20 protein-coding genes and 1 pseudogene are annotated in these 22921 nt (G+C 44.7%); 8 read left to right on the top strand and 13 right to left on the bottom strand.

Going from position 1 to position 22921, the window contains the following annotated elements; genetic code table 11:
* The first annotated feature begins 80 nt into the window (after nt 1-80).
* The 3 genes from AB4209_RS19205 (at nt 81) to AB4209_RS19195 (ending at nt 3628) form a co-directional block, all read left to right on the top strand.
* Entirely contained in the window at nt 81-1313 is a 1233-nt protein-coding gene (locus tag AB4209_RS19205) for a pyridoxal phosphate-dependent aminotransferase (protein WP_017060166.1), read from the top strand.
* A gap of 331 nt (nt 1314-1644) precedes the next feature.
* Entirely contained in the window at nt 1645-2229 is a 585-nt protein-coding gene (gene yfbR, locus AB4209_RS19200; RefSeq protein ID WP_017060613.1) for a 5'-deoxynucleotidase, read from the top strand.
* Between the two features lie 55 nt (nt 2230-2284).
* Nucleotides 2285-3628, top strand: coding sequence for an anti-phage deoxyguanosine triphosphatase (locus tag AB4209_RS19195; protein WP_017060614.1), 1344 nt, complete (start codon nt 2285-2287; stop codon nt 3626-3628).
* A gap of 26 nt (nt 3629-3654) precedes the next feature.
* Here the strand turns inward: AB4209_RS19195 and AB4209_RS19190 are convergent, their stop codons facing one another.
* Nucleotides 3655-4254 (bottom strand): tRNA-uridine aminocarboxypropyltransferase, encoded by a 600-nt coding sequence (locus AB4209_RS19190; RefSeq protein WP_017060615.1) that lies wholly within the window; start codon nt 4252-4254, stop codon nt 3655-3657.
* 9 nt (nt 4255-4263) lie between these two features.
* Between AB4209_RS19190 and rrtA the strand changes: the two genes are divergently transcribed.
* Nucleotides 4264-4812: a rhombosortase gene (rrtA, locus tag AB4209_RS19185; protein WP_017060616.1), complete on the top strand. Its 549-nt coding sequence runs from the start codon at nt 4264-4266 to the stop codon at nt 4810-4812.
* Here the strand turns inward: rrtA and AB4209_RS19180 are convergent.
* From AB4209_RS19180 to AB4209_RS19145, 8 genes and pseudogenes are all read right to left on the bottom strand, one after another.
* Nucleotides 4803-5102: a helix-hairpin-helix domain-containing protein gene (locus AB4209_RS19180; protein ID WP_017060617.1), complete on the bottom strand. Its 300-nt coding sequence runs from the start codon at nt 5100-5102 to the stop codon at nt 4803-4805. The genes rrtA and AB4209_RS19180 overlap by 10 nt on opposite strands.
* 224 nt (nt 5103-5326) lie before the next feature.
* Nucleotides 5327-7192 carry a peptidylprolyl isomerase gene (gene ppiD, locus AB4209_RS19175; RefSeq protein ID WP_017060618.1) on the bottom strand — a complete coding sequence of 622 codons (1866 nt, stop codon included), beginning with the start codon at nt 7190-7192 and terminating at the stop codon, nt 5327-5329.
* A gap of 218 nt (nt 7193-7410) precedes the next feature.
* Nucleotides 7411-7704 carry an HU family DNA-binding protein gene (locus AB4209_RS19170; RefSeq protein WP_012604504.1) on the bottom strand — a complete coding sequence of 98 codons (294 nt, stop codon included), beginning with the start codon at nt 7702-7704 and terminating at the stop codon, nt 7411-7413.
* Nucleotides 7705-7872: 168 nt separating this feature from the next.
* Entirely contained in the window at nt 7873-10224 is a 2352-nt protein-coding gene (lon, locus tag AB4209_RS19165; protein ID WP_017060619.1) for an endopeptidase La, read from the bottom strand.
* 132 nt (nt 10225-10356) lie between these two features.
* A complete protein-coding gene (gene clpX / locus AB4209_RS19160) occupies nt 10357-11637 on the bottom strand; it encodes an ATP-dependent protease ATP-binding subunit ClpX (RefSeq protein WP_009847283.1) in 1281 nt (426 codons plus the stop codon).
* An 81-nt stretch (nt 11638-11718) separates the two neighbouring features.
* Nucleotides 11719-12345: an ATP-dependent Clp endopeptidase proteolytic subunit ClpP gene (gene clpP, locus AB4209_RS19155; RefSeq protein WP_004736080.1), complete on the bottom strand. Its 627-nt coding sequence runs from the start codon at nt 12343-12345 to the stop codon at nt 11719-11721.
* Between the two features lie 105 nt (nt 12346-12450).
* Entirely contained in the window at nt 12451-13749 is a 1299-nt protein-coding gene (gene tig, locus AB4209_RS19150; protein WP_017065881.1) for a trigger factor, read from the bottom strand.
* Between the two features lie 294 nt (nt 13750-14043).
* Nucleotides 14044-14226: pseudogene (locus AB4209_RS19145) on the bottom strand (hypothetical protein); the annotation flags it as partial.
* A 163-nt stretch (nt 14227-14389) separates the two neighbouring features.
* Here AB4209_RS19145 and AB4209_RS19140 point away from each other — a divergent pair.
* The 3 genes from AB4209_RS19140 (at nt 14390) to AB4209_RS19130 (ending at nt 17841) form a co-directional block, all read left to right on the top strand.
* Nucleotides 14390-16210: an ATP-binding protein gene (locus AB4209_RS19140; RefSeq protein WP_102429105.1), complete on the top strand. Its 1821-nt coding sequence runs from the start codon at nt 14390-14392 to the stop codon at nt 16208-16210.
* A gap of 29 nt (nt 16211-16239) precedes the next feature.
* Nucleotides 16240-17589, top strand: a complete 1350-nt coding sequence (locus AB4209_RS19135) for a sigma-54-dependent transcriptional regulator (protein ID WP_372056936.1) — start codon at nt 16240-16242, stop codon at nt 17587-17589.
* Nucleotides 17590-17667: 78 nt separating this feature from the next.
* Nucleotides 17668-17841, top strand: a complete 174-nt coding sequence (locus AB4209_RS19130; RefSeq protein WP_017060624.1) for a hypothetical protein — start codon at nt 17668-17670, stop codon at nt 17839-17841.
* 54 nt (nt 17842-17895) lie between these two features.
* Here the strand turns inward: AB4209_RS19130 and AB4209_RS19125 are convergent, their stop codons facing one another.
* The 3 genes from AB4209_RS19125 to AB4209_RS19115 all read right to left on the bottom strand — a co-directional run bounded on the left by AB4209_RS19125 (nt 17896) and on the right by AB4209_RS19115 (nt 21075).
* Complete coding sequence (locus AB4209_RS19125) at nt 17896-19257, bottom strand: TRAP transporter large permease (protein WP_004736074.1); 1362 nt, start codon at nt 19255-19257, stop codon at nt 17896-17898.
* Nucleotides 19258-19259: 2 nt separating this feature from the next.
* Complete coding sequence (locus tag AB4209_RS19120; RefSeq protein WP_048607896.1) at nt 19260-20015, bottom strand: TRAP transporter small permease; 756 nt, start codon at nt 20013-20015, stop codon at nt 19260-19262.
* A gap of 64 nt (nt 20016-20079) precedes the next feature.
* Nucleotides 20080-21075 carry a TRAP transporter substrate-binding protein gene (locus AB4209_RS19115; protein WP_016788636.1) on the bottom strand — a complete coding sequence of 332 codons (996 nt, stop codon included), beginning with the start codon at nt 21073-21075 and terminating at the stop codon, nt 20080-20082.
* A gap of 346 nt (nt 21076-21421) precedes the next feature.
* Here AB4209_RS19115 and AB4209_RS19110 point away from each other — a divergent pair, with 346 nt between their 5' ends.
* Nucleotides 21422-21829: a thioesterase family protein gene (locus AB4209_RS19110; protein WP_004736070.1), complete on the top strand. Its 408-nt coding sequence runs from the start codon at nt 21422-21424 to the stop codon at nt 21827-21829.
* Nucleotides 21830-21904: 75 nt separating this feature from the next.
* On the opposite strand, the gene AB4209_RS19105 is transcribed toward AB4209_RS19110, so the two are convergent.
* Nucleotides 21905-22717 (bottom strand): 4'-phosphopantetheinyl transferase superfamily protein, encoded by an 813-nt coding sequence (locus AB4209_RS19105; RefSeq protein WP_017060627.1) that lies wholly within the window; start codon nt 22715-22717, stop codon nt 21905-21907.
* Nucleotides 22718-22921: the final 204 nt, after the last annotated feature.

Here is a 22921-nt window from a genome sequence, read left to right as displayed (position 1 = left end):
ATTCATCAGATTTTTATTCTATCAAACGCCATTTTGCGGTACTTTAATAAAGTATTTAAATTAATTTCAGGAAATCGGCAATGCAAAATATCGGGATGTCGTCAAAACTCAACAGCGTATGCTACGAAATCAGGGGGCCTGTACTCAAACATGCTAAGCGCATGGAAGAAGAAGGGCATAAAATACTGAAGCTTAATATTGGTAACCCCGCCCCATTTGGTTTTGACGCCCCTGATGAAATCCTTGTTGACGTAATCCGTAACCTACCGACATCTCAAGGTTACTGCGACTCAAAAGGCATCTATTCAGCCCGCAAAGCGGTTGTTCAGCACTACCAGAAAAAAGGCCTACGTAACCTTGATGTAGAAGACGTTTACATTGGTAACGGCGCATCAGAGCTTATCGTTATGTCTATGCAAGCGCTACTGGATAACGGTGATGAAATCTTAGTTCCCGCTCCGGATTACCCACTATGGACAGCGTCTGTTGCGCTTTCTGGTGGTACACCGGTTCACTACATGTGTGATGAAGATGCTGATTGGTATCCAGATTTAGACGACATGCGCGCGAAGATCTCACCAAAGACGCGCGGCATCGTTCTTATCAACCCGAACAACCCAACAGGCGCGGTATACAGCCGTGATTTCCTATTACAAGTGGTTGAGATTGCTCGTGAGCACGGTTTGATCATCTTCGCCGATGAAATCTACGACAAAGTACTTTACGACGGTGCGGTACACACTTCAGTGGCAACGCTTGCTGAAGACGTATTAATGGTCACGTTCAACGGCCTATCTAAAGCTTACCGTGTATGTGGTTTCCGTGGTGGTTGGATGTTCTTAACAGGCCCTAAACACCTAGCGAAAGGCTATGTAGAAGGGCTAGAAATGCTGGCCTCAATGCGTTTGTGTGCCAACGTTCCGATGCAACACGCTATCCAAACCGCACTCGGTGGCTATCAGAGTATCAATGAGCTGATTCTTCCAGGCGGTCGACTGCTTGAACAGCGTGACCGTGCATGGGAACTGATCAACAAGATCCCTGGCGTTTCTTGTGTGAAACCGAAAGGTGCAATGTACCTGTTCCCTAAAATCGACACCAACATGTACAACATCAAAGACGATCAGAAGTTTGTACTCGACTTCCTTAAGCAAGAGAAGGTGCTATTGGTTCAAGGTACGGGCTTCAATTGGCCGAAACCGGATCACTTCCGTATCGTGACTCTGCCGCACATCGAAGATCTAGAAATCGCAATTGGTCGTTTAGAGCGCTTCTTACAGACTTACAGCCAAGACGACCTCATCGAAGGTTAATGAGCACAAAGAAAGATGGCTACAATTTGCTGTTTTAAAAGACTTTAACTTGTATTCATTCACTTCTATGCTTAAAAGGCTCCTGTTTAGGAGCCTTTTTTGTATCCGCTGTCTCGTATCCCTGTGCAAACACAAGATACGAGTGGAGTATTGTTTATACCAATCACAGTAAGTAAGTGTTCAGAAATAGCGTAGGGAAAAAGCTTGAGAACAAGGCAGAATTTTTCGATAAGTAGTTATTCTACAATCAAAAATTCTAACATAGTTATCGAGTTTTTTAACAAGCTAGGATGACCAGTTATTTACTACGATTGGTACTATAAGGACATTTATGAAACAGAGCCATTTCTTTGCCCATCTCGCACGCATGAAGCTAATTCAACGCTGGCCCCTGATGCGTTCGGTATCAAGCGAGAACATTTCAGAACATAGCCTACAGGTTGCTTTCGTGGCACACGCCTTGGCACTGATCAAAAACAAGAAGTTTGATGGTCAGCTTAACCCCGAGCACATTGCTCTGCTTGGCATGTACCACGACACCAGTGAGGTACTGACGGGTGATTTGCCAACGCCAGTTAAATACTACAACCCGGATATTGCACAAGAGTATAAGAAGATAGAAGCCGCGGCAGAACAAAGACTGCTTTCGATGTTGCCAGAAGAGTTCAGAGACGACTTCGCCCCCTTCTTAATATCTGGTACTGCGAGTAAAGAAGAGCAAAGCATCGTCAAGCAGGCAGATACTATCTGTGCGTACCTGAAATGCTTGGAAGAGCTCAGTGCGGGCAATCATGAATACGAGCAAGCCAAGCGCCGATTGGAAGAGACACTCGAACAACGCAAAAGCCCAGAAATGGACTACTTTCTCACCACATTCGCACCGAGCTTTGAATTATCACTAGACGAGATAAGCTAGCTGGGTATAAGTTGTTTTTAATTAGCTAAATAAAATCAATTTGATAGGTGCTATTTTGAATTCTCAACTCGAACCACCCTTTGTACTCGAACAAGAATGGCAGCATCGAAATGACGATGAACATAAAATAAGACGGGATGACCACCGCAGCCCGTATCAGCGTGACCGTGCGCGCGTGCTTCACTCTGCTGCTTTCCGTCGCTTACAAGCGAAAACCCAGATCCATGGCACCACGGTCAACGACTTTCACCGAACGCGCCTTACCCACTCTCTTGAGGCCGCTCAGCTTGGCACCGGTATCGTCGCTCAACTGAAGAAAAAGCAGCCCGAATTTCGAGACCTATTACCCTCAGACAGTTTGATTGATTCACTGTGTTTGGCTCACGACATCGGTCATCCACCCTATGGACATGGCGGCGAAGTCGCACTCAACTACATGATGCGCGACCACGGCGGCTTTGAGGGCAACGCTCAAACGTTTCGCATAGTCACACAGCTAGAACCTTACACTGAACATCACGGGATGAACCTATCTCGACGCACTTTGTTAGGTCTAATTAAGTACCCTTCTCTGCTGAGTGAGGTTCAAGCTAAATTGCAGTCTGAACCCGTTAAGCATCAACGACAACTCCGAGCTAAAGATTGGATGCCAGCAAAAGGCATCTACGATCATGATGAAGAGTTGTTTAACTGGGTGCTTGAACCGCTTTCAAGCAGCGACCAACAGCTCCTAAAACAGAAAAGAAAAACGCATACCGAGCCACTTGAGCACAACAAGACCAAATATAAGTCACTGGATTGTTCGATCATGGAACTTGCTGACGACATCGCGTATGGCGTGCACGATTTAGAAGATGCGATTGTGCTTGGCTCTGTGACCAAAGCTCAGTGGGTCGAATCGGCTTACCCTCAACTGAAAGAGATGGCCGACCCATGGATTTGTGAACACCTAGATTCAATTACAGAGATGCTTTTCTCTGGTGAACAGTATCGTCGAAAGGATGCGATTGGTGGGATAGTCAACGCACTGTTGACCAGTATCTCGATTAAGCGAGTGGAGGCTAACTTTGAGAATGTACTGTTGGCTTACAATGCGGTGCTCGAGCCGAGCATGGACGGCACACTCGATAAGCTGAAACACTTTGTCAGCGAGTTCGTTATTCAAGTGCCACAGGTTCAGGTCATCGAATACAAAGGTCAACAGATCATCATGGATATGTTTGAAGCATTCAGCGCAGATCCTGAACGCTTGCTGCCACTGCCCATCAAGAAGCAATGGCTACAACATCAAGATGAGTCTCGAAAAATGCGCGTGATAGCCGATTACATTTCATCGATGACTGATGATCTTGCGCAGAAAATGCATCAGCAACTGTTCTCAGCTCATACCGAGTTTTAATTCCTGACTCACTTTACTAAAACGGCTTAATCTAAGTAGTTTTTCTCAAACACGCCCGGCGGCATTTGATTGATTTGAAACTGAATCATTTGGTCAAATGCCGTTAGCAAAGGGCTAAAGTCGCCATCACGCTCTAACAAGCTAAGTAAATGATAGCCAGCTTCAACGGTTGAAAGGCTATTTTCACTGGGTGCTTTGCGAATTCGGTAATTACCCTTGAGATCTTTCGGTAAATGAACCGTGTTCAACGCATGCAAATTACTCGATACTTGCCACATCTTGAATGCTTTCTTCCACGTGCCATCCAATAAAATCACACGCAGCTTCTTATTGGGAGATGTCGCCGACTCAACTGAAACAGAGTTTTCGCTTGGGTATAAAATCACATGTTGATACTGTTCATCGCACAACAATGCGTTGAGTTGTTCGTTGTCTGAAAAGTCTTCGCCAACAAACGTCACGCTGTTATTAAGAGATAACGAGAGAATACGCGCTGTTCCCATCGGACGATGCTCTTCTGATGGGTGCTGAAGAATGATAAGCTCAACATTCGATTCGAGTGGTGTAACCCACTGACAAATACAAGCTTTCAAAGCCTTGCTGCATTGGGGGCAATAACGAGACATGGATTTAATGTGTACCCTGTTTTAATTTTCATTTCACTTTTATGCGTCTTATTCCAATTTGAGCCAATACAAGCTTGGGTCGTTTGGGATAGCAATGCGATTGCCGATGGGCAATGGTGGCGAATCCTAACAGGAAACTTTTCACATACCAACTACTCGCATCTTCTGATGAATCTAGCAGGCTTGTGGATCATCAGCTACCTGTTTCAACCGAGTAAAAAACAGCTTGTTGTTGCTTTGCTTGTGATCAGTTTAGTGACTGGCGTCGCTCTGTTGTTTTCAAGTATTCAGATCTACGTTGGCCTATCGGGCACTTTGCATGGGTTGTTTGGCTTATTCGCGCTCAGAGAGGCTTTAAACGGCAGGAAGTCTAGTTGGCTGTTAGTATTCGGATTAGTCGCTAAAATCGCTTGGGAGCAGCTTATTGGCCCTTCTAGCACGACTGGTGAACTGATTAATGCTCGTATCGCGATTGAAGCCCACCTAGCGGGTGCATTGGCCGGAGGCTTCATATCTATCGCTTCATTTCTAACAAGTAGAAAAACGGGTCAAAGTTGAATTCTTTCGCGGTTCTTTTCAACCGTCGCTTCACCTATCCCTTTGACACTCACCAAATCATCAGCAGTAGTAAATGCCCCGTTCTGATCTCTGTAATCGACGATTTCTTTGGCTTTCTTGTCACCCACGCCAACCAATAGTGCTGAAAGTTCTTCTGCCGTCGCGGTATTGATGTTGACCGTAATCTCAATGCCTTCGTAAAGCTCAGCCTTGGTTGGGCTGTCTGCAAACACGGCAGGGCTTAAGAGCATCAGAAATGAAAGAATTAGTGTTGAATATATCGTGCGCATAAATAGTTCCTTTGTTCAAAAAACGTAACTTATGCATTTGCCGCGCTAGATAACACAATCACCAGATAAAAATAAAGCGGATCACCTAAGTGACCCGCTTCGTTATACATCTTATTTTCATCAGCTTGTTTGTTGGCTCACAAATCTGAATTAAAGCCTAACAATCACGTGTTGATTTCAGTAGTAAGCTCTAACTTGAGCTTGCTACTGAGGTAATCAAACGCTTACTGACCTTGACCCACTACGTAGTATTCAACGTCTGCGTTTTTACGAAGTACGTTTAATACGTTAGTCAGGTCTTGCTGGTTACCAACTCGCTCCAACTGTGCACCAATTTGAGTGCTGTAGGCTGGGTTGATCTCAGCCGTTACTTTAGAAAGCTCAACAACAACGATATTACCGTCTTGGTCTTTAGATTGACCGAACACAGCTTGACCTGCTTCTGGTTTCGCTAGAGCGAATACAGATGCCGCTAATGGCGAGTTACGGTCAATCGTTTCAAGTTCAGTGAACTCAAGGTTGTTGTCCGCTAGTACTGCTTCATTGCCTTGCTCAAGTTCGTTCACTAGAGAAACACCTAGCTCAACCGCTTGCTGCTCTGCTTGTACAGCAGACAGTGCAGCGACAACTTGATCTTTCACTTCAGCTAGAGGAAGAACTGTCTCATCACGAGTCTCTTCTACACGAACAACAATTACGTGCTCAGGTGCAACTTCGATAACTTCCGAGTTTAGACCGTCTTCTTTCACTTCAGGGCTCAAGATAGCTTGCATAACTGCAGGCGTCATCAGAACTTCTGGAGCGTCAACTTGAGAGATGAAATCTGTCGTTGTGATCTTCGCGTTGATAGCTTCTGCAGAATCATCTAGAGAATCTGGGAATTCAAACGCTACTTTTTCTAGCTCAGTTTGTTGCTCGTAGAACTGATCAACTGCGTGTTGGTCTAGAAGCTCTGTCTTAATCTCTGCCGCTACTTCAGTGTAAGGCTGAGCTTGAGACGCTTTTAGTTCGTCTAGCTTGATGATGTGGTAGCCGAAATCAGATTTAACTAGGCCAGTAGTATCGCCAATATTCTCAAGAGCGAAAGCCGCGTCTTCGAATGCAGGGTCCATAACATCGCGCTCAATCCAACCTAGGTCACCGCCAACGTCTGCACTACCGAAGTCGTCAGATTTCTCTTCCGCTAGCGTAGCAAAATCAGCGCCTGCATTTAGCTCGTCTAGGATTGCCTGAGCTTTCGCTTCGTCATCGCCTTGAACTAGGATGTGGCTAACTTTACGTTGCTCTTCCGTTGAGTACTTGTCTAGGTGCTCTTGGTAGTATTTCTGTGCTTCTTCATCGCTTACTTCAAGCTGAGACTTAAGCGCTTCAGCAGAAAGCTCAATGTAAGATACCTTAGCTTGCTCTGGACGAGTGTAAGCTGCTGGGTTCTCTTGGTAGTACTGTTCGATTTGCTCGTCAGTTAACTCGATGTCTTTTGCAAGGTCAGCAACAGACAGTGTCACTGTGCGAATGTCACGAGTTTGTGCGATAAGCTTGCTCTGAGTATCGATTTCGCCCTGAAGAACGAATTCACTGCCTTGAAGTGCAGTCACAAGCTGGTTGCGCATAAGGTCACGACGCATGTATTCAGCGAAGCTCTCTGCGCTGAAACCTGCACGACGTAGTGCCGATTGGTAAACTTCTTGGTCGAATTGACCCGCCGTTTGGAACTGAGGCATTTCTAGAATCATGGTGCGGATTTGAGAATCACTGATTCGTAGGCCTAGAGACTCAGCTTGCTGCTCAAGCAGTACGTCATTGATCATGCGATCAAGTACTGATTTACGGAAAGACTCTACGTAAGCAGGGTCTGCAAGCATTTGCGCGAAGTAATCGCCAAGTTGAGACTGCATACGATTACGTTCGTTTTGGTAAGCCTGTTCGAACTCACCACGAGCAATTTCTGTGTTGCCAACTTTAGCTGCTGCGTTGTTACCGCCACCGGTGATGTAGCTGCCTACACCTGCGAATACGAATGACAGGATAATCAACCCAAGGATAATTTTTACCGCGATGCTATTCACGCCTTCGCGTAATCGATCCATCATAATTTAAGTGCTCTCCGGATATGAAGCATTGGCTTCAAAATAAAAATCTATTCACGCGATATTATCAGAAAAAGAAATGCGCATCAGTAGGATGCGCATAATTTAAATAAGTTCAATGTGCTTTGTACACATACTGTTTAAGAATGAAACATCATTTTTCAAACAGTAAACGCATTTTACTGCCTTCCCCTCTTAAATGGAGGTTTCAGCAGTGAAAATTAGTTACATGCGTCTTTAAGTGCTTTACCCGCTTTGAAGCCAGGTACTTTAGCTTCTGCGATTTGGATCTCTTCACCAGTTTTTGGGTTACGACCTGTACGAGCAGCACGAGTACGAACACTGAAAGTACCAAAGCCAACAAGTGCAACTTGGTCACCAGATTGTAGCGTTGTGCCAACTGCTTCGATGAATGCGTCTAGAGCGCGGCCAGCTGAAGCTTTAGAGATGTCTGCGTTTTCTGCGATTGATTCTACTAGTTGTGTTTTATTCACTGTTTTTCCCCTATGTGTCATCTGTGACTACTTCTGATGACTGTACGTTCCATTTTGGTTTTAATTTAGCCGCAAGCCTTATTGCAAAAGGGCTGCCGCTTTGATCAATAACTTAGCGTCCAAAAAAAACGCTGACAAGCCTTTTCGGGCCTATCAGCGTAATTCTTTACTTATTTTTGCTATGCATCACTATTTTTTCACGTCAAACTCGACCCCTGACGGATCTCGTTCTAGCGCGACTTTGAGTACTTCATCAATCCACTGAACCGGGATCACCTTCAAGTCAGCGATTACGTTGTCTGGAATCTCTTCCAAATCACGCTCATTGTCTTTAGGGATCAGTACAGTTTTGATGCCGCCACGGTGTGCAGCAAGCAGTTTTTCTTTCAAGCCACCGATAGGTAAAACTTCACCACGAAGGGTAATTTCACCTGTCATACCGACCTCTGCTTTAACCGGGTTACCCGTCAAGCTAGAGACAAGTGCAGTACACATTGCGATACCCGCACTCGGGCCATCTTTCGGTGTAGCACCTTCTGGTACGTGAACGTGAATGTCACGTTTTTCGTAGAAATCTGAGTTGATACCCAGTTTTTCAGCACGAGAACGAACCACTGTCATTGCCGCTTGAATCGACTCTTTCATCACGTCGCCAAGTGAGCCAGTTTGCGTTAGCTTACCTTTGCCCGGCATTGCTTCGGTCTCGATAGTCAGTAGATCACCACCCACTTGAGTCCACGCTAGGCCTGTTACTTGACCGATACGGTTGCTTTCATCCGCTTTACCGAAGTCGTGGCGTTGAACACCTAAGTACTCTTTCAGGTTATCAATGTTAACCGTTACAGACTTAAGATCGCTGTCTAGCAAGATGTTCTTCACTGCTTTACGACAGATCTTTGAGATTTCACGCTCTAGGCTACGTACACCCGCTTCACGCGTGTAGTAACGAATGATGCCGATGATTGCAGAGTCTTCAATCTCAATTTCATGAGGCTTAAGACCGTTGCGTTGAACTTGCTTGTCCAGTAAATGGCTCTTAGCAATGTTCAGCTTCTCATCTTCTGTGTAACCAGATAGACGAATCACTTCCATACGGTCCAGTAGAGGCCCAGGAATGTCCATCGAGTTCGATGTTGCCACGAACATAACATCTGACAGATCGTAATCTACTTCTAGGTAGTGATCGTTAAATGCGTTGTTTTGTTCTGGATCTAGAACTTCTAGAAGTGCTGAAGATGGGTCGCCACGCATATCAGAAGACATCTTATCGATCTCATCTAATAGGAACAGTGGGTTCTTAACACCAACTTTAGACATCTTCTGGATCAGTTTACCCGGAAGTGAACCGATGTACGTACGACGGTGACCACGAATCTCAGCTTCATCACGAACGCCACCAAGTGCCATACGCGTGTACTTACGACCCGTTGCCGCAGCAATCGAACGACCTAGCGAGGTTTTACCTACACCAGGAGGACCAACAAGACAAAGGATTGGGCCTTTTAGCTTGTTGATACGGTTTTGTACTGCCAAGTATTCAAGAATACGTTCTTTAACACGCTCTAAGCCGTAGTGGTCTTCGTTTAAGATCTCTTCCGCTTTCGCTAGATTCTTTTTCACTTTTGAACGCTTAGCCCAAGGAACGCCCACCATCCAATCAATGTAGCTACGTACTACTGTTGCTTCAGCAGACATTGGCGACATCATTTTCAGTTTTTGCAGTTCTTGCTCGGTTTTTTCACGAGCTTCTTGAGGCATCTTAGAGTCTTCGATCTTCTTCTTCAGAGTCTCGAATTCATCAGGAGCGTCGTCCATCTCGCCAAGTTCTTTCTGAATCGCTTTCATTTGCTCATTCAGGTAGTACTCACGCTGAGATTTTTCCATTTGCTTCTTAACGCGGCCACGAATGCGTTTTTCAACTTGCAAGATGTCAATTTCTGACTCCATTTGGCCCATCAAGAATTCCAGACGTTCAGTCACATCTAAGATTTCTAGAACGTGCTGCTTGTCTACCAGTTTAAGTGGCATGTGTGCAGCAATCGTATCAGCAAGGCGAGCTGCCTCATCAATACCGTTCAGAGATGTTAGAACTTCTGGTGGAATCTTTTTGTTCAGCTTAATAAAGCCTTCGAATTGATTGATCGCGCTGCGAACAACCACTTCTTGTTCTTTTTCGTCAAGTTCTGAGGTTACAACGTATTCTGCGTCCGCTAAGAAAAACTCACTTTCTTTGAATTGGTGAATTTTTGCACGCTGCTGACCTTCGACAAGCACTTTAACAGTACCATCAGGGAGCTTTAGTAACTGAAGAATGGTAGCGACAGTTCCTACTTTAAATAGGTCGTCAATTGAAGGCTCATCAGTGTCCGCTTCTTTCTGCGCTACAAGTAGTACTTGTTTGTTAGCTTCCATTGCCGATTCAAGGCAAGTAATCGATTTTTCACGACCAACAAACAATGGAATAACCATGTGTGGGTAAACCACTACATCACGTAGAGGTAGCACGGGGATTTCGATACGCTCGGAACGTTCCAAGTTCATATATTTCTCTCTTCCGCTTTAACTTATAAAGCAGTATATGGGGCTTAAACGACTGGATTCAATGGAAGAATAAAAAAAAGGAGGTAATTGCTTACCTCCTTTTTCAATTTGAGTGACTTGTCTAAAAAAGACCTACTCTGCAACAGCTGCTTGGTTATCTGAGTTGCTGTAAATTAATAGTGGTTCTGACTCACCATTAATTACCGACTCATCAATCACAACCTTGCTTACATCAGTTGAAGATGGCAGTTCGTACATAGTTTCTAGTAGAACACCCTCCAAGATAGAACGTAGACCACGAGCACCTGTTTTACGGTTCATTGCTTTCTTAGCAATGGCACGTAAAGCATCTTCACGGAATTCTAGCTCTGTATCCTCAAGCTCAAATAATGCTGCGTACTGTTTTGTAAGTGCATTCTTTGGCTCACATAGGATTTGGATTAGCGCTTCTTCATCAAGCTCTGTCAGTGTTGTTGTCACAGGTAGACGACCAATGAATTCTGGAATCAGACCATATTTCACTAGATCTTCAGGTTCTACTTGAGTGAACAATTCACCGATAGTTTTGGTTTCATCTTTTGAACGCACTTCTGCGCCAAAGCCGATACCTGAACCTGTTTCTACACGCTGTTCAATCACTTTATCTAGGCCTGCAAACGCACCACCACAGATAAATAAGATCTTAGACGTGTCCACTTGCAAGAACTCTTGCTGTGGATGCTTACGACCACCTTGAGGTGGAACTGAAGCTACTGTACCTTCAACAAGTTTTAGTAGAGCTTGCTGTACACCTTCACCAGACACGTCACGCGTGATTGATGGGTTTTCAGCTTTACGAGAAATCTTGTCGATTTCATCGATGTAAACAATGCCGCGTTCCGCTTTCGCTACGTCGTAATCACATTTCTGAAGCAACTTCTGGATGATGTTTTCAACATCTTCGCCCACGTAACCCGCTTCGGTTAGTGTTGTTGCGTCTGCCATTGTGAAAGGAACGTCTAGGAAACGAGCCAATGTTTCAGCCAGTAGTGTTTTACCACTACCAGTAGGACCGATAAGAAGAATGTTACTCTTACCTAGCTCTACGCCTTCAGCTGTCGTATCACCATTACGTAAACGCTTGTAGTGGTTATAAACTGCAACTGCTAGCACTTTCTTCGCGTATTCTTGACCGATTACATAGTCGTCAAGATGCTCACGAATCTCACGCGGCGTTGGCAGCGATTCCGATTCTTTCTTAGGAAGAACATCTTTAATTTCTTCACGAATAATGTCGTTACAAAGATCGACACATTCATCACAAATGTAAACAGAAGGACCTGCGATTAACTTGCGAACTTCGTGTTGGCTTTTGCCACAGAAAGAGCAGTAAAGCAGTTTACCGCTACCACCCTCTTTGCTTTTATCTGTCATTCGCTAACCTCTTAGCCTTAACTTTCTATGCTTGAGTGTATATCAATTTGAATCACTTTGCGTTAAACAATTGCCCTGCAATTATTGACCGCGGTGATTAAGAACTGAATCCACCAAGCCGTATTCTACTGCTTGATCAGCAGACATGAAGTTATCACGATCTGTATCGCGCTCAACAACTTCTAGAGGCTGACCTGTGTGCTCTGCCAATAGTTTGTTTAGCTTTTGTTTGATCGTTAGGATCTCTTGCGCGTGAATTTGAATATCAGACGCTTGGCCTTGGAAACCGCCAAGTGGCTGGTGAATCATTACACGTGAGTTTGGAAGCACGTGACGCTTACCAGGAGTACCACCCGCTAGTAAGAATGCACCCATAGAGCAAGCTTGACCCATACATACTGTGCTCACGTTTGGCTTGATGAACTGCATTGTGTCGTAGATAGACATGCCTGCTGTTACGCTACCGCCAGGTGAGTTGATGTAAAGATAGATATCTTTGTCTGGGTTTTCTGATTCCAAGAAAAGCAGTTGAGCCACGACAAGATTTGCCATGTGGTCTTCCACTTGACCTGTTAAGAAAATGATACGTTCTTTTAATAGACGAGAATAAATATCGTAAGAACGTTCACCACGGGAAGTCTGTTCAACCACCATAGGAACTAGTGCGTCCATAATCGATGGCATTGTATTTTTTTCTTGGTAGCTCATATTCTTATGTCCCTAAAATAAATGGCCCGAATGATTAAATCATACGGACCATTGTTAGCAGAATTGTTGACCGTACGTCAACCTTCTACGTCAGATATTACTATATTAAGCAGGTTGCTGATTCATTAGCTCGTTGAAGCTAACTTCTTTATCAGAAACTTGAGCTTTAGCGATGATTGCATCAATAGCTTGCTCTTCTAGAGCAACGTTGCGCATGTTGTTCATCATTTGCTCGTTTTGCTCGTAGTAAGCAATAACTTCTGTTGGATCTTCGTATGCTGTAGCCATCTCTTCGATGATAGCTTTAACTTTCTCGTCGTCAGCTTTTAGCTCTTCAGTCTTGATTACTTCACCAAGTAGAAGACCTACAACTACGCGACGTTTAGCTTGCTCTTCGAACAGCTCACGTGGAAGTTGGTCAGCAGCTTCAGTGTTGCCACCGAAACGTTGAGCAGCTTGTTGACGTAGAACACCGATCTCTTGATCGATTAGAGCAGAAGGTACGTCGATGTTGTTTTCGTTAACTAGACCGTCGATAGCTTGCTCTTTGATGCGGTTCTTAACAGCTTGCTTAAGCTCACGCTCCATGTTCTTACGAACTTCAGCTTTAAGACCTTCAACGCCGTCAGTTGCGCCGAACTTAGCAACGAATTCTTCGTTTAGTTCTGGAAGTTCACGAGCTTCAACTTTGTTCAGCTTGATAGAGAACTTAGCTGCTTTACCTTTTAGGTTTTCAGCGTGGTAATCTTCTGGGAAGTTTACGTCGATTTCGAATTCCATACCTGCTGTTTTACCAACGATACCGTCTTCGAAGCCAGGGATCATGCGACCAGCGCCCATCTCTAGTGGGAAGTTCTCAGCTTTGCCGCCTTCAAACTCTTCACCGTCGATAGAACCAACGAAGTCGATAGTTGCACGAGAACCAGCGTCAGCAGCAGCTTCAACTTCAGTCCAAGTTGCTTGTTGCTTACGTAGAGTTTCGATCATCTCTTCAACGTCAGCTTCTTTAACTTCTACTGCTGGTTTCTCAACAGTGATGTTTTCTAGACCTTTCAGCTCAACTTCTGGGTAAACTTCAAAAGTTGCGTTGAATACTAGGTCAGCGCCTTCGTTGTTTTCAACTGGTGCGAAAGTAGGTGCGCCAGCTGGGTTGATTTTCTCTTTAACGATCGCTTCGATGAAGTGACGTTGCATTACTTCGCCCATCACGTCTTGACGTACTGCTTTGCCGTACATTTTAGCAACCATCTTCATTGGCACTTTGCCTTTACGGAAACCATCGAAACGACGGTTTTTCGCGATGTTGCGTAGTTCAGCTGTAACTGCATCTTCGATGTTAGCAGCAGGAACAGTAATATTAAGACGGCGCTCTAGGCCTTCTAGCGTTTCAACAGTAACTTGCATTATATAAACCTCAAAACTGGCTCAGTAATCTGAGCATATGAGCCGTAACTTAGCTTTAATTCAAAAGCAGACGTTGTTGGCTGCATCCTTGTGTAGTGCTCTATCCGAACACCTAATTTAAAATCGAGCATTGATGTCTGAATTGATTATTCAACCAAACACCAGACTAATCAGCGATATCTTCGTTCTTCACACGTCGATTAAAACGCAATAAAGCTTGTTTTCAGAAACAAGAAAGGTATCTCCGATTAGCCTCAGGACAGAAATTTTAGACGCGACATTCTAGCGATCTGTTTAATCTCTGTCGAGCCGTTCACCTCTGCATGATGATGAATGCTCTAAATTCGTCCAACTAAGTGATACAAAAACGATCAAATCATCACTTAGCACAACAGAAATGGGGACAATAGCGACTTTTTCAAGGGAATCGAGGGCTTTTTTTGCTAAAAACCTTAAAAAGAGATCTTGCTCTTGTTTTACCCCTCAGAGTCGATAACTTTTTCAACAATCCCCGTTACAAACCCTTAACCTACATCCATCTGTTCACTCTCTGCTTTCAGCAAAAACTACCGCTATTTGCTACCATAAACGAGAGAAGACAGGCTTGATTGTTTACCAAAGAAATCAGCGGAGAGCCTTCATGTTTCAAGCTTTTAAAATCCCAATACTGTTAATGGTCACATACAGTTTACTGATGGTGTTTGGCGGTCATTGGGTGTGGAGCACGAGCCATGAAAGTTTGTTAAATGATCATCAATCTAAGCTGGACCGCTTTTCTGTTCATATTTCAAGCCAATTGGATAAGTTCGCGCACATTCCCGAGCTGCTTTCAAAAGACAAAGAGCTGGTCGATGCCCTGCACTCTCCAAGTAACTCTGCGCAAATCGAACTCACTAATCGTTATCTAGAGCACGTAAACTCGGTGATTCAAGCATCCGACACCTACCTACTAGACAGTATCGGCACCACCATTGCAGCCAGTAACTGGAATCAACCGCGTTCTTTTATTCGTCGTAACTTTGCTTTCCGCCCCTACTTTCAAGAAGCGATTATTGGCAATGAAAATCAATATTTTGCGCTAGGTTCAACCTCTGGAAAGCGAGGCTATTATTATTCTTACCCCGTCTCCTATGCCGCCGAGATTATTGGCGTCATTGTCGTAAAGATGGATTTATCGCTGATTGAAGCAAGTTGGAAAGGCAAACAGAGTTTTTTTGTTGCTGACGATAAAGATCAAATTGTATTTATGTCGAGTAACCCTGAGTGGCTGTTCAAAAGCCTTCAGCCGCTAAGCGAAGTACAACACACTCGAATTCAAGAAAGCAGGCAGTATCTCGATACAAAAATAGAAAGCCTGCACTTCTCCGGCGATTTAGACAGTGCCACCAGTCGTATTGAGTCGCCACACAAACTCGTCCAAGAGCAGTTCTTTAGTTCTTCGCGTTTCCTAGCCGAACCAAGACTCACCATACGGGTATTTTCTCCAACCCACTTAGTTTGGTGGGACTTGGTTGCTTACCTTGTTGTTTTGAGCCTAATCTTTGCGATTATTTATCTAACAATGCAGCTCAACCACCATAGACAACAAAGACGAGCACAGATAGACAGGCTGCAATCCGAAGCCAAGCAAAAACTCGAATTTCAAGTGCTTGAACGTACATCGGAGTTACATGTTGAGATCAAACACCGTATCGAAACCGAGCATGTTCTGAGGCAAACCCAAGACGAGCTCATCCAAGCCGCCAAACTAGCAGTGCTAGGGCAGATGTCAGCGAGCATCAGTCACGAACTGAATAACCCGCTTGCCGCGATTCGCAGTTATGCCGACAACGGCCGATTGTTTCTTGCCAAAGAAAAAACCGATCGTGTCGATGACAATCTATCGCGAATCTCGGCACTCACTGATCGTATGGCGAAAATCAGCCACCAGCTTCGCTCGTTCGCCAAAAAATCTACTGCGGAAGAGCTACACACCTTACAAATACTCCCAGTTTTACATTCATCGAAAGAGCTGATGAAGCCACAACTCAAGAGCGAGCGAGTTAAGGTCAACGAACTCCCTGAGACCTTTGATGCTTGCGTGCTCGCCAACGCCATTCAACTGGAACAGGTGATCATTAACCTGCTGACCAACGCGATTCAGGCGGTGGAACAACAAGATGACAAACAATTAGCTATTCTGTTAGAGATTAGAGAGTCCGACCATCAACAGGCCAATACCTTGTTGATTCATGTCGATGATAACGGCCCCGGCTTCACCTCCCCTTCGAACGGAAACTTTTTTGAACCCTTTCATACCACCAAGAAAAACGGACTTGGACTTGGACTATCGATTTCTCAACAAATAATCAGCGGAATAAATGGCAAGCTCGTTACCGGTAGTAGCCCTCAAGGCGGTGCTCGATTCAGCATAGAGCTGCCCCTTGTTGAACAAGAACAGCAAGCAAAAACTCAGCAATAACCAGAATACAAAGAAGTAAAGGAATCACTATGTGTCACGTCTATTTCATTGATGATGAATCCGACCTAAGAATGGCGATAGAACAGAGCTTCGAGCTCGCCAACATTGATGCCGAATTCTTTCCCGACGCGGAGTCTGCTCTGCTCGCGATTCAAGAAAACGGCTTACCTCACGTGATCATCACTGATATCTGTTTACCGGGTCTATCCGGGCATGATCTGCTCAACACCGTAATGCACAAAGACAAAGAGATCCCTGTGATCATGATTACTGGTCACGGCGATATTTCAATGGCCGTTCAAGCCATCCAATACGGCGCCTATGACTTCATTGAAAAACCTTTCGCTAATGAACGCCTAGTCGAAACCACTAAGCGAGCGATAGAAAAACGTCAGCTCACACTAGAGAACCTTGAGTTAAAACGTTCACTCAAAGCCAGCCAAGCGCTCGGCCCTAGAATCATTGGTGATACGCAATCCATGACTGAGCTGCGCTCCATCATCACCCATATTGCCGACACCAATGCCGATATATTATTGTTTGGCGAGACAGGTACAGGTAAAGAGTTAGTAGCACGTTCTCTGCATGAACAAAGCAGCCGTCGAGAGCAAAACTTTGTCGCGGTCAACTGTGGTGCTGTTCCTGAAAACCTGATTGAGAGTGAACTGTATGGCCATGAAAAAGGGGCATTCACGGGCGCAGAAAGCAAGCGAGTGGGTAAATTCGAGTTTGCTCAAGGCGGAACTCTATTCTTAGATGAAGTTGAATCCATGCCGATGCAGGCACAAATTCGCCTATTACGCGTCTTACAAGAACGCGTTATTGAGCGAGTTGGTTCAAACGGTTTAGTGCCACTAGATATTCGAGTGATAGCAGCAACCAAAGTCGACCTAAAGAAAGCCGCTGAAGAAGGCACTTTCCGCCAAGACCTCTATTATCGACTCAATGTTGTGACCTTAGATTTACCGCCGTTAAGAAGCCGACAAGAAGATATCCCAGCACTCTTCCACCACTTCCTACTGGTCGCTGCGGCGCGTTATGGCAAGACTGCCCCTGCCCTTCCACAAAAGGAGCTGCACGCACTTTTGGCTCATGATTGGCCGGGAAATGTACGAGAATTGCGTAATACAGCTGAGCGGTTTGTACTTTTAGGTAAGCTTTCTCACTTATCAGACAACACCAATCAAGTCACTCAAGAACTGTCTTTGGCAGAACTGGTGTCTGACTTTGAAAAAAACACGTTGAAGCAGGCACTTATTGAATGCAATGGCAGTATAAAAGAGACCATGGAGAGGCTGCAATTACCGAGGAAAACCCTCTACGATAAGATGCAAAAGCACCAGCTAACGAAAGAATCTTATAAGGTAGAACCAAACTAAATTAGATTTGGGAGCAAGATCACCTATACTTATTTCGACAACAGGATGTTATGCAATAAATATAATAAGGAAGTGGTTATGGGTGAGAAAACAAAAGTGCCATCGATTACCGATACTTTCGAGATAGATGGTATTTTTTATGCTGACAATCATGTCGATCTACACACGCCAGAATTAGAGGCAAAACGCGCTTTGTATGAGCAGATAAAGCCTCATTCAAATCGTGGCAGAAATATAGATGAGGAGGTCTAGCGACCTCCTCATTTTTTATGGATTAAATTCCATGTCAGTGAATGACTCAAATAGCTACTTGGTTATGATCTCTGGCCCCATCAACGTGGTTGGTAACCATGTTGATACCCAAGGTACGTAAGTTACGATAATCAGGAATAAGAACATCACGCCTACCCAAGGCAATGCCGCTTTCACCACGTTCATCATCGACATCTTGGCGACACCTGCTGTCACAAACAGATTGAGCCCGACAGGCGGCGTTATCATCCCTATCTCCATGTTCACCACCATCATGATACCTAGGTGAATAGGGTCGATGCCAAGTGCAATTGCAATTGGGAATACCAAAGGTGCTACGATGATCAGCAAGCCTGATGGCTCCATGAACTGCCCACCAATCAAGAGTAGAACGTTCACCACAATCAAGAAGGTGATCGGACCTAAGCCTGCAGAAAGCATAGACTCAGTGATCATCTGAGGAATGCGTTCCTCTGTCAGTACATGCTTAAGAATCAGAGCATTGGCAATGATAAACAGCAGCATGATCGTCAACTTGCCGGCATCATAGAGCGTGTCTTTGGTATCTTTATGGAAGAAGGTTTGGAACACCTTAACCAAAGCAGGCTTTGTATTCTTCTTGTCAGCGAAAGGCCCCATATCTTTATAGATAAAGTTGGCAATAAAGAACGCGTATACCGCTGCAACAGCCGCCGCTTCCGTCGGTGTAAAGATACCGCCGTAGATACCACCCAAAATGATGACAATCAGTAGCAGACCCCAACTTGCGTCTTTTGCTGCTGCGAACATCTCACCCCAGCCCACAAAAGGCTGTGCAGGAATCTTCTTAATACGTGCTGCAATGTAGATAGCAATCATCAACATCACACCTGCCAACAGACCAGGAATCACGCCACCGAGGAACATACGACCTACAGATACATCCGTCGCCGCAGCGTAAACTACCATCACGATTGACGGTGGAATCAAGATACCCAAAGTACCCGCATTACAGATAACCCCTGCCGCGAACTCTTTTGTGTAGCCGTTTTTGATCATACCAGCGATAACAATACTACCGATTGCCACTACCGTTGCTGGAGACGATCCAGATAACGCTGCGAACATCATACATGCCACAACCGACGCCATCGCTAAACCGCCGCGGAACCAGCCGACCATTGCGATAGCAAAACGGATAATACGTTTCGCCACACCACCTGTAGACATGAAACTAGAGGCCAAGATAAAGAAAGGGATCGCTAAGAGTGTGTAGTGGCCTGCAAATGCATTAAACAGCGTTTGTGCGACTGAAGCTAATGACGCATCTGAGTGCATCAATAAGAATATTACGCTCGATAAACCGAGGGAAATTGCAATTGGTACACCGACCAACATGAAAGCAATTACCATTAAAAATAGAAATAACATTGCCATGATTAGTCTTCCTTACCGTTAGATTTTGTACTCGACTCATTCGCTTTGTTCTGCGGAGTCGAATTCAATACCGCTGTCGCATCTTCGTCAGAGCCCGCTAGCACGTCTGCTTTCAACGCATCCAGCTCTTCTTCGGCTTCGTGTCCTGCAATCATGCGGTCAAGCTTGCCTGTTACGACTTGGTAAGCAACTTGAGCAAAACGGAACGTTAGCATTGCCATACCAATCGGCAGCGCCATATAAGGAATAAAACGTGGCAGTTTCTCGTATCGCTCGCCTTCATTCAGCCAGTCAGCAAGAAACTGAAGCATCTCTGGCATTGGAATATCGTCGGTCTCGTACCATGCGCGATCGGTCGCGAATGGGTACCAATAATTCCAAGAACCGATAAGAAGTAAGATTGAAAATGCTAGGCAGCTTGTCACGGCGATGAGCGCATACACTTTGCGTAGCTTTTCTGGGGCAAGGTTGATGATCACATCAACACCAATGTGGAAGTGTTTTTTAACGCCATAAGATGCGCCCACTAACACCATCCAAGCAAACATGAACACGGTCAGTTCCAGTGCCCATAAGATGTTGTCATTGAATGCGTATCGAAATACCACGTTGGCAAAAGTAAGTAGCGTCATTGCGCCAAGGAAAAATGCGATTAGTGACTCTTCAATCACATCCGTAACTCTTCCGACTTTGGAAAAAAGAGAGGTTTCCAGTGCTGATTCGCTAGAATTTGGTTGTTCCATTTGAGGCTTTTCCATAATTGACTCCGCTTATAATTGTTTTAATAAGGAGTGACGAATACTCGCCACTCCCTTAGCGGTGTTATTGGTTTGAAGCTAACGCTGCATCGATAAGGTCTGAACCGATGTCTTTTTCAAACTTCTTCCATACTGGTTGAAGTGCAGCTACCCATGCTTCACGCTGTTCAGGCGTAAGCGTACGAACCTCACCACCCGCTTCGATGATGTTATTTTTGTTCGCTAGGTTAACTTTTGAAGATTCTGCGTTACGAGTCTCAGACACTTCTTGAACGATTGTGCCAAGTTGCGTACGTACATCTTCAGGTAGGTCTTTCCAGAAGTCGTTCGACGTTACTACCAGGTAATCAAGGATACCGTGATTAGTTTCGGTCACGCCGTCTTGTACTTCAAAGAACTTCTTACCGTAGATGTTTGACCATGTGTTCTCTTGGCCATCGATAACCTTAGTTTGTAGGCCACCGTATACTTCTTTGAAAGACATCTTCTGTGGGTTAGCACCCAGTTGTTCAAACTGAGCCACCAATACATCCGATGCTTGAACACGGAATTTCAAACCTTTTGCATCTTCAGGGCTGATAAGAGGTTTGTTCGCCGACATCTGTTTCATGCCATTGTGCCAAAACGCAAGACCTTGCAGGCCACGACGCTTCATCGCGTTCTTCAGCTTTTCACCAGATTCTGAGTTTTGGAAACGGTCAACGGCTTCTACGTCTTCAAATAGGAAAGGAAGGTCAAAAATGCGGTATTTCTTAGTGAACTTCTCAAATTTTGACAGCGATGGCGCCGCCATTTGAACATCACCATTTAACAGGGCTTCCAGTACCTTATTATCATCGTAAAGTGTTGAGTTAGGGAAAACTTGCATACAAGCTTTTCCATTCATTTCTGTGTTTACTCGCTCTTCCAGTAAAGAAGCGGCGATGCCTTTCGGGTGCTTATCGGTATTGGTTACATGACTGAATTTAATCACGATTTCACCAGGGTCACAGTTTGCAGCAGCATTAAAACTTGTGAGCGCCAGAGCAGATACAGACAGCAGGGTAAGAGGCTTAAACATTATTATTCTCCTTAGTAAACAAAGCAGCCCTTCAATGGGAACTGCGTGCTTTCACTAAGGCAATTAGCGCGCCACATTGACACAATCCATTAACAAGCCTTTAACCGCAAGGCTTCATCAGATCTGCCTGCAGTTGCCGCTAACTCGCTACAAAAATTAATGGGTGGAAAATGACACATAGAATATTTGTAAATGGGTGGAAGCTGACCAATGTAATAGTAATGAATGAGGTCTGACCAAAAGCCACATTACCGATGATGCCTTGAAGTAATTTCGACCTATCCTGTAGAGTGCTGCACAACTTAGCCAGATTTACTGTCCCACTACTTACCAAGAGTTGATACCCATGAGTCAGATCTACCATCACCCAGTACAGATTTACTACGAAGATACCGATCACTCAGGTGTGGTTTATCACCCTAACTTTCTTAAATACTTTGAGCGTGCGCGCGAGCATGTGTTGGGCAGCGATAAACTGGCAGAGTTGTGGAATGAACATGGACTGGGGTTTGCGGTGTATAAAGCCAATATGACCTTTCAAGACGGCGTTGAGTTCGCAGAGATCTGCGATATCCGAACCTCTTTTGAGCTCGATGGCAAATACAAAACCTTATGGCGACAAGAGGTATGGCGTAAAGATGCAACCAAACCTGCCGTGATTGGTGATATCGAGATGGTTTGCCTAGATAAAGACAAACAACTTCAGCCTGTACCCGCAGAAGTATTAAAAGCGATGCTTGGCGAAACGAGTTAGCCAATATTACGAATGGCTGAGAGCGAGCCGTGTTCAAGATTAGAAGCTAAAGGTTCTAGTGTAACGAACGTAAACTCAGCCAAGTAGCTTCGATTTGGGGAAGCACTTAATCTCTAATTGCATAGGAAGCGTTGCACCACCAAGCGTCACGGCAAATCGAAACTGGTTATCCAGCCTTCCTAAACTGCATTGCCAATCTGTTGAAGTATTGTCATTTTCAGCAGCATCCAACCCTACACCGTTATGGACAATGATTCCTCCATGTAACTCTGGTCGTAAACCCGACGAATGAACTGGCAGCGTTTGTTGAGTTAGATTGGAAAAATCGAACGAAAAACTTTTCAATGATGTGGCCAACCCCTTACCTGTCGCTTTGATGTACGACTCTTTCAGTGCCCACAAATCAAAAAAACGTTCTCTTTGAGATACCTCATCCAGCTCGAGTAAATCGTTAATCTCAAATTCCGAAAAGTAATGCTTCATGATCGCCGCGATGTTGGTCGAGCTTCTTGCATGTTCTATATCCACCCCAAGCTGTAGTGGTTGCCCTTTCGTTCGGCAGACAGCAATCAGTAAATGATCTTGACTGTGGCTAATATTGAAATTCAGTCCGGTTTTGTGTTGCTGCTCTGCAATCAAGCTTGGTTTGCCTTTTTCACCATACTCAAATCGCCACTCTTCAGCCGTCAAATCAGAGTAGATCGACAGAACCTCTCGTAAGTAGTTACGAACATAGAGCGCTTGGATCTGAGATGAAGGCATTCGATAACGCTCAACCTTAGCGACTTCATCGTCGGTCAGTTTCTGTTTAAGGCACGACACATGATCAGTACCTTCATCCAAATTGCTTAGAGAACAAAGCCACAAATCAACGACTGGTGTTTCCATCTTTTGAGCACTCACTTCTTAAAAATCACTATTCATAAAGCCATCAATAAAACATCAAAACGAACAAATTTAACTCACCTATGTTTTGAGAGAAACATAGAGAATTTGGGCAGGAAACACCCTTCATATGCGGACTTAAAACTAATTTTTCAAATAATAACAAATTAAAACACAGATCACACTTAGCCTTACGGAACAAGCATC

The organism is Vibrio sp. 10N.286.48.C11 (assembly GCF_041469805.1).
GTDB classification, from domain to species: Bacteria; Pseudomonadota; Gammaproteobacteria; order Enterobacterales; family Vibrionaceae; genus Vibrio; species Vibrio crassostreae_C.
This window is presented reverse-complemented; position numbering and strand designations above follow the sequence as displayed.

Coding starts and splice junctions, on each gene's coding strand:
- ppiD (WP_017060618.1), bottom strand. CDS start 7,192: ATGATGGATCGATTACGCGAAGGCGTGAATAGCATCGCGGTAAAAATT.
- AB4209_RS19130 (WP_017060624.1), top strand. CDS start 17,668: ATGGGTGAGAAAACAAAAGTGCCATCGATTACCGATACTTTCGAGATA.
- AB4209_RS19120 (WP_048607896.1), bottom strand. CDS start 20,015: ATGGAAAAGCCTCAAATGGAACAACCAAATTCTAGCGAATCAGCACTG.
- AB4209_RS19205 (WP_017060166.1), top strand. CDS start 81: ATGCAAAATATCGGGATGTCGTCAAAACTCAACAGCGTATGCTACGAA.
- AB4209_RS19110 (WP_004736070.1), top strand. CDS start 21,422: ATGAGTCAGATCTACCATCACCCAGTACAGATTTACTACGAAGATACC.
- yfbR (WP_017060613.1), top strand. CDS start 1,645: ATGAAACAGAGCCATTTCTTTGCCCATCTCGCACGCATGAAGCTAATT.
- AB4209_RS19105 (WP_017060627.1), bottom strand. CDS start 22,717: ATGGAAACACCAGTCGTTGATTTGTGGCTTTGTTCTCTAAGCAATTTG.
- AB4209_RS19180 (WP_017060617.1), bottom strand. CDS start 5,102: ATGCGCACGATATATTCAACACTAATTCTTTCATTTCTGATGCTCTTA.
- clpX (WP_009847283.1), bottom strand. CDS start 11,637: ATGACAGATAAAAGCAAAGAGGGTGGTAGCGGTAAACTGCTTTACTGC.
- AB4209_RS19115 (WP_016788636.1), bottom strand. CDS start 21,075: ATGTTTAAGCCTCTTACCCTGCTGTCTGTATCTGCTCTGGCGCTCACA.
- AB4209_RS19135 (WP_372056936.1), top strand. CDS start 16,240: ATGTGTCACGTCTATTTCATTGATGATGAATCCGACCTAAGAATGGCG.
- clpP (WP_004736080.1), bottom strand. CDS start 12,345: ATGAGCTACCAAGAAAAAAATACAATGCCATCGATTATGGACGCACTA.
- AB4209_RS19170 (WP_012604504.1), bottom strand. CDS start 7,704: ATGACACATAGGGGAAAAACAGTGAATAAAACACAACTAGTAGAATCA.
- lon (WP_017060619.1), bottom strand. CDS start 10,224: ATGAACTTGGAACGTTCCGAGCGTATCGAAATCCCCGTGCTACCTCTA.
- AB4209_RS19190 (WP_017060615.1), bottom strand. CDS start 4,254: ATGTCTCGTTATTGCCCCCAATGCAGCAAGGCTTTGAAAGCTTGTATT.
- tig (WP_017065881.1), bottom strand. CDS start 13,749: ATGCAAGTTACTGTTGAAACGCTAGAAGGCCTAGAGCGCCGTCTTAAT.
- AB4209_RS19125 (WP_004736074.1), bottom strand. CDS start 19,257: ATGGCAATGTTATTTCTATTTTTAATGGTAATTGCTTTCATGTTGGTC.
- AB4209_RS19140 (WP_102429105.1), top strand. CDS start 14,390: ATGTTTCAAGCTTTTAAAATCCCAATACTGTTAATGGTCACATACAGT.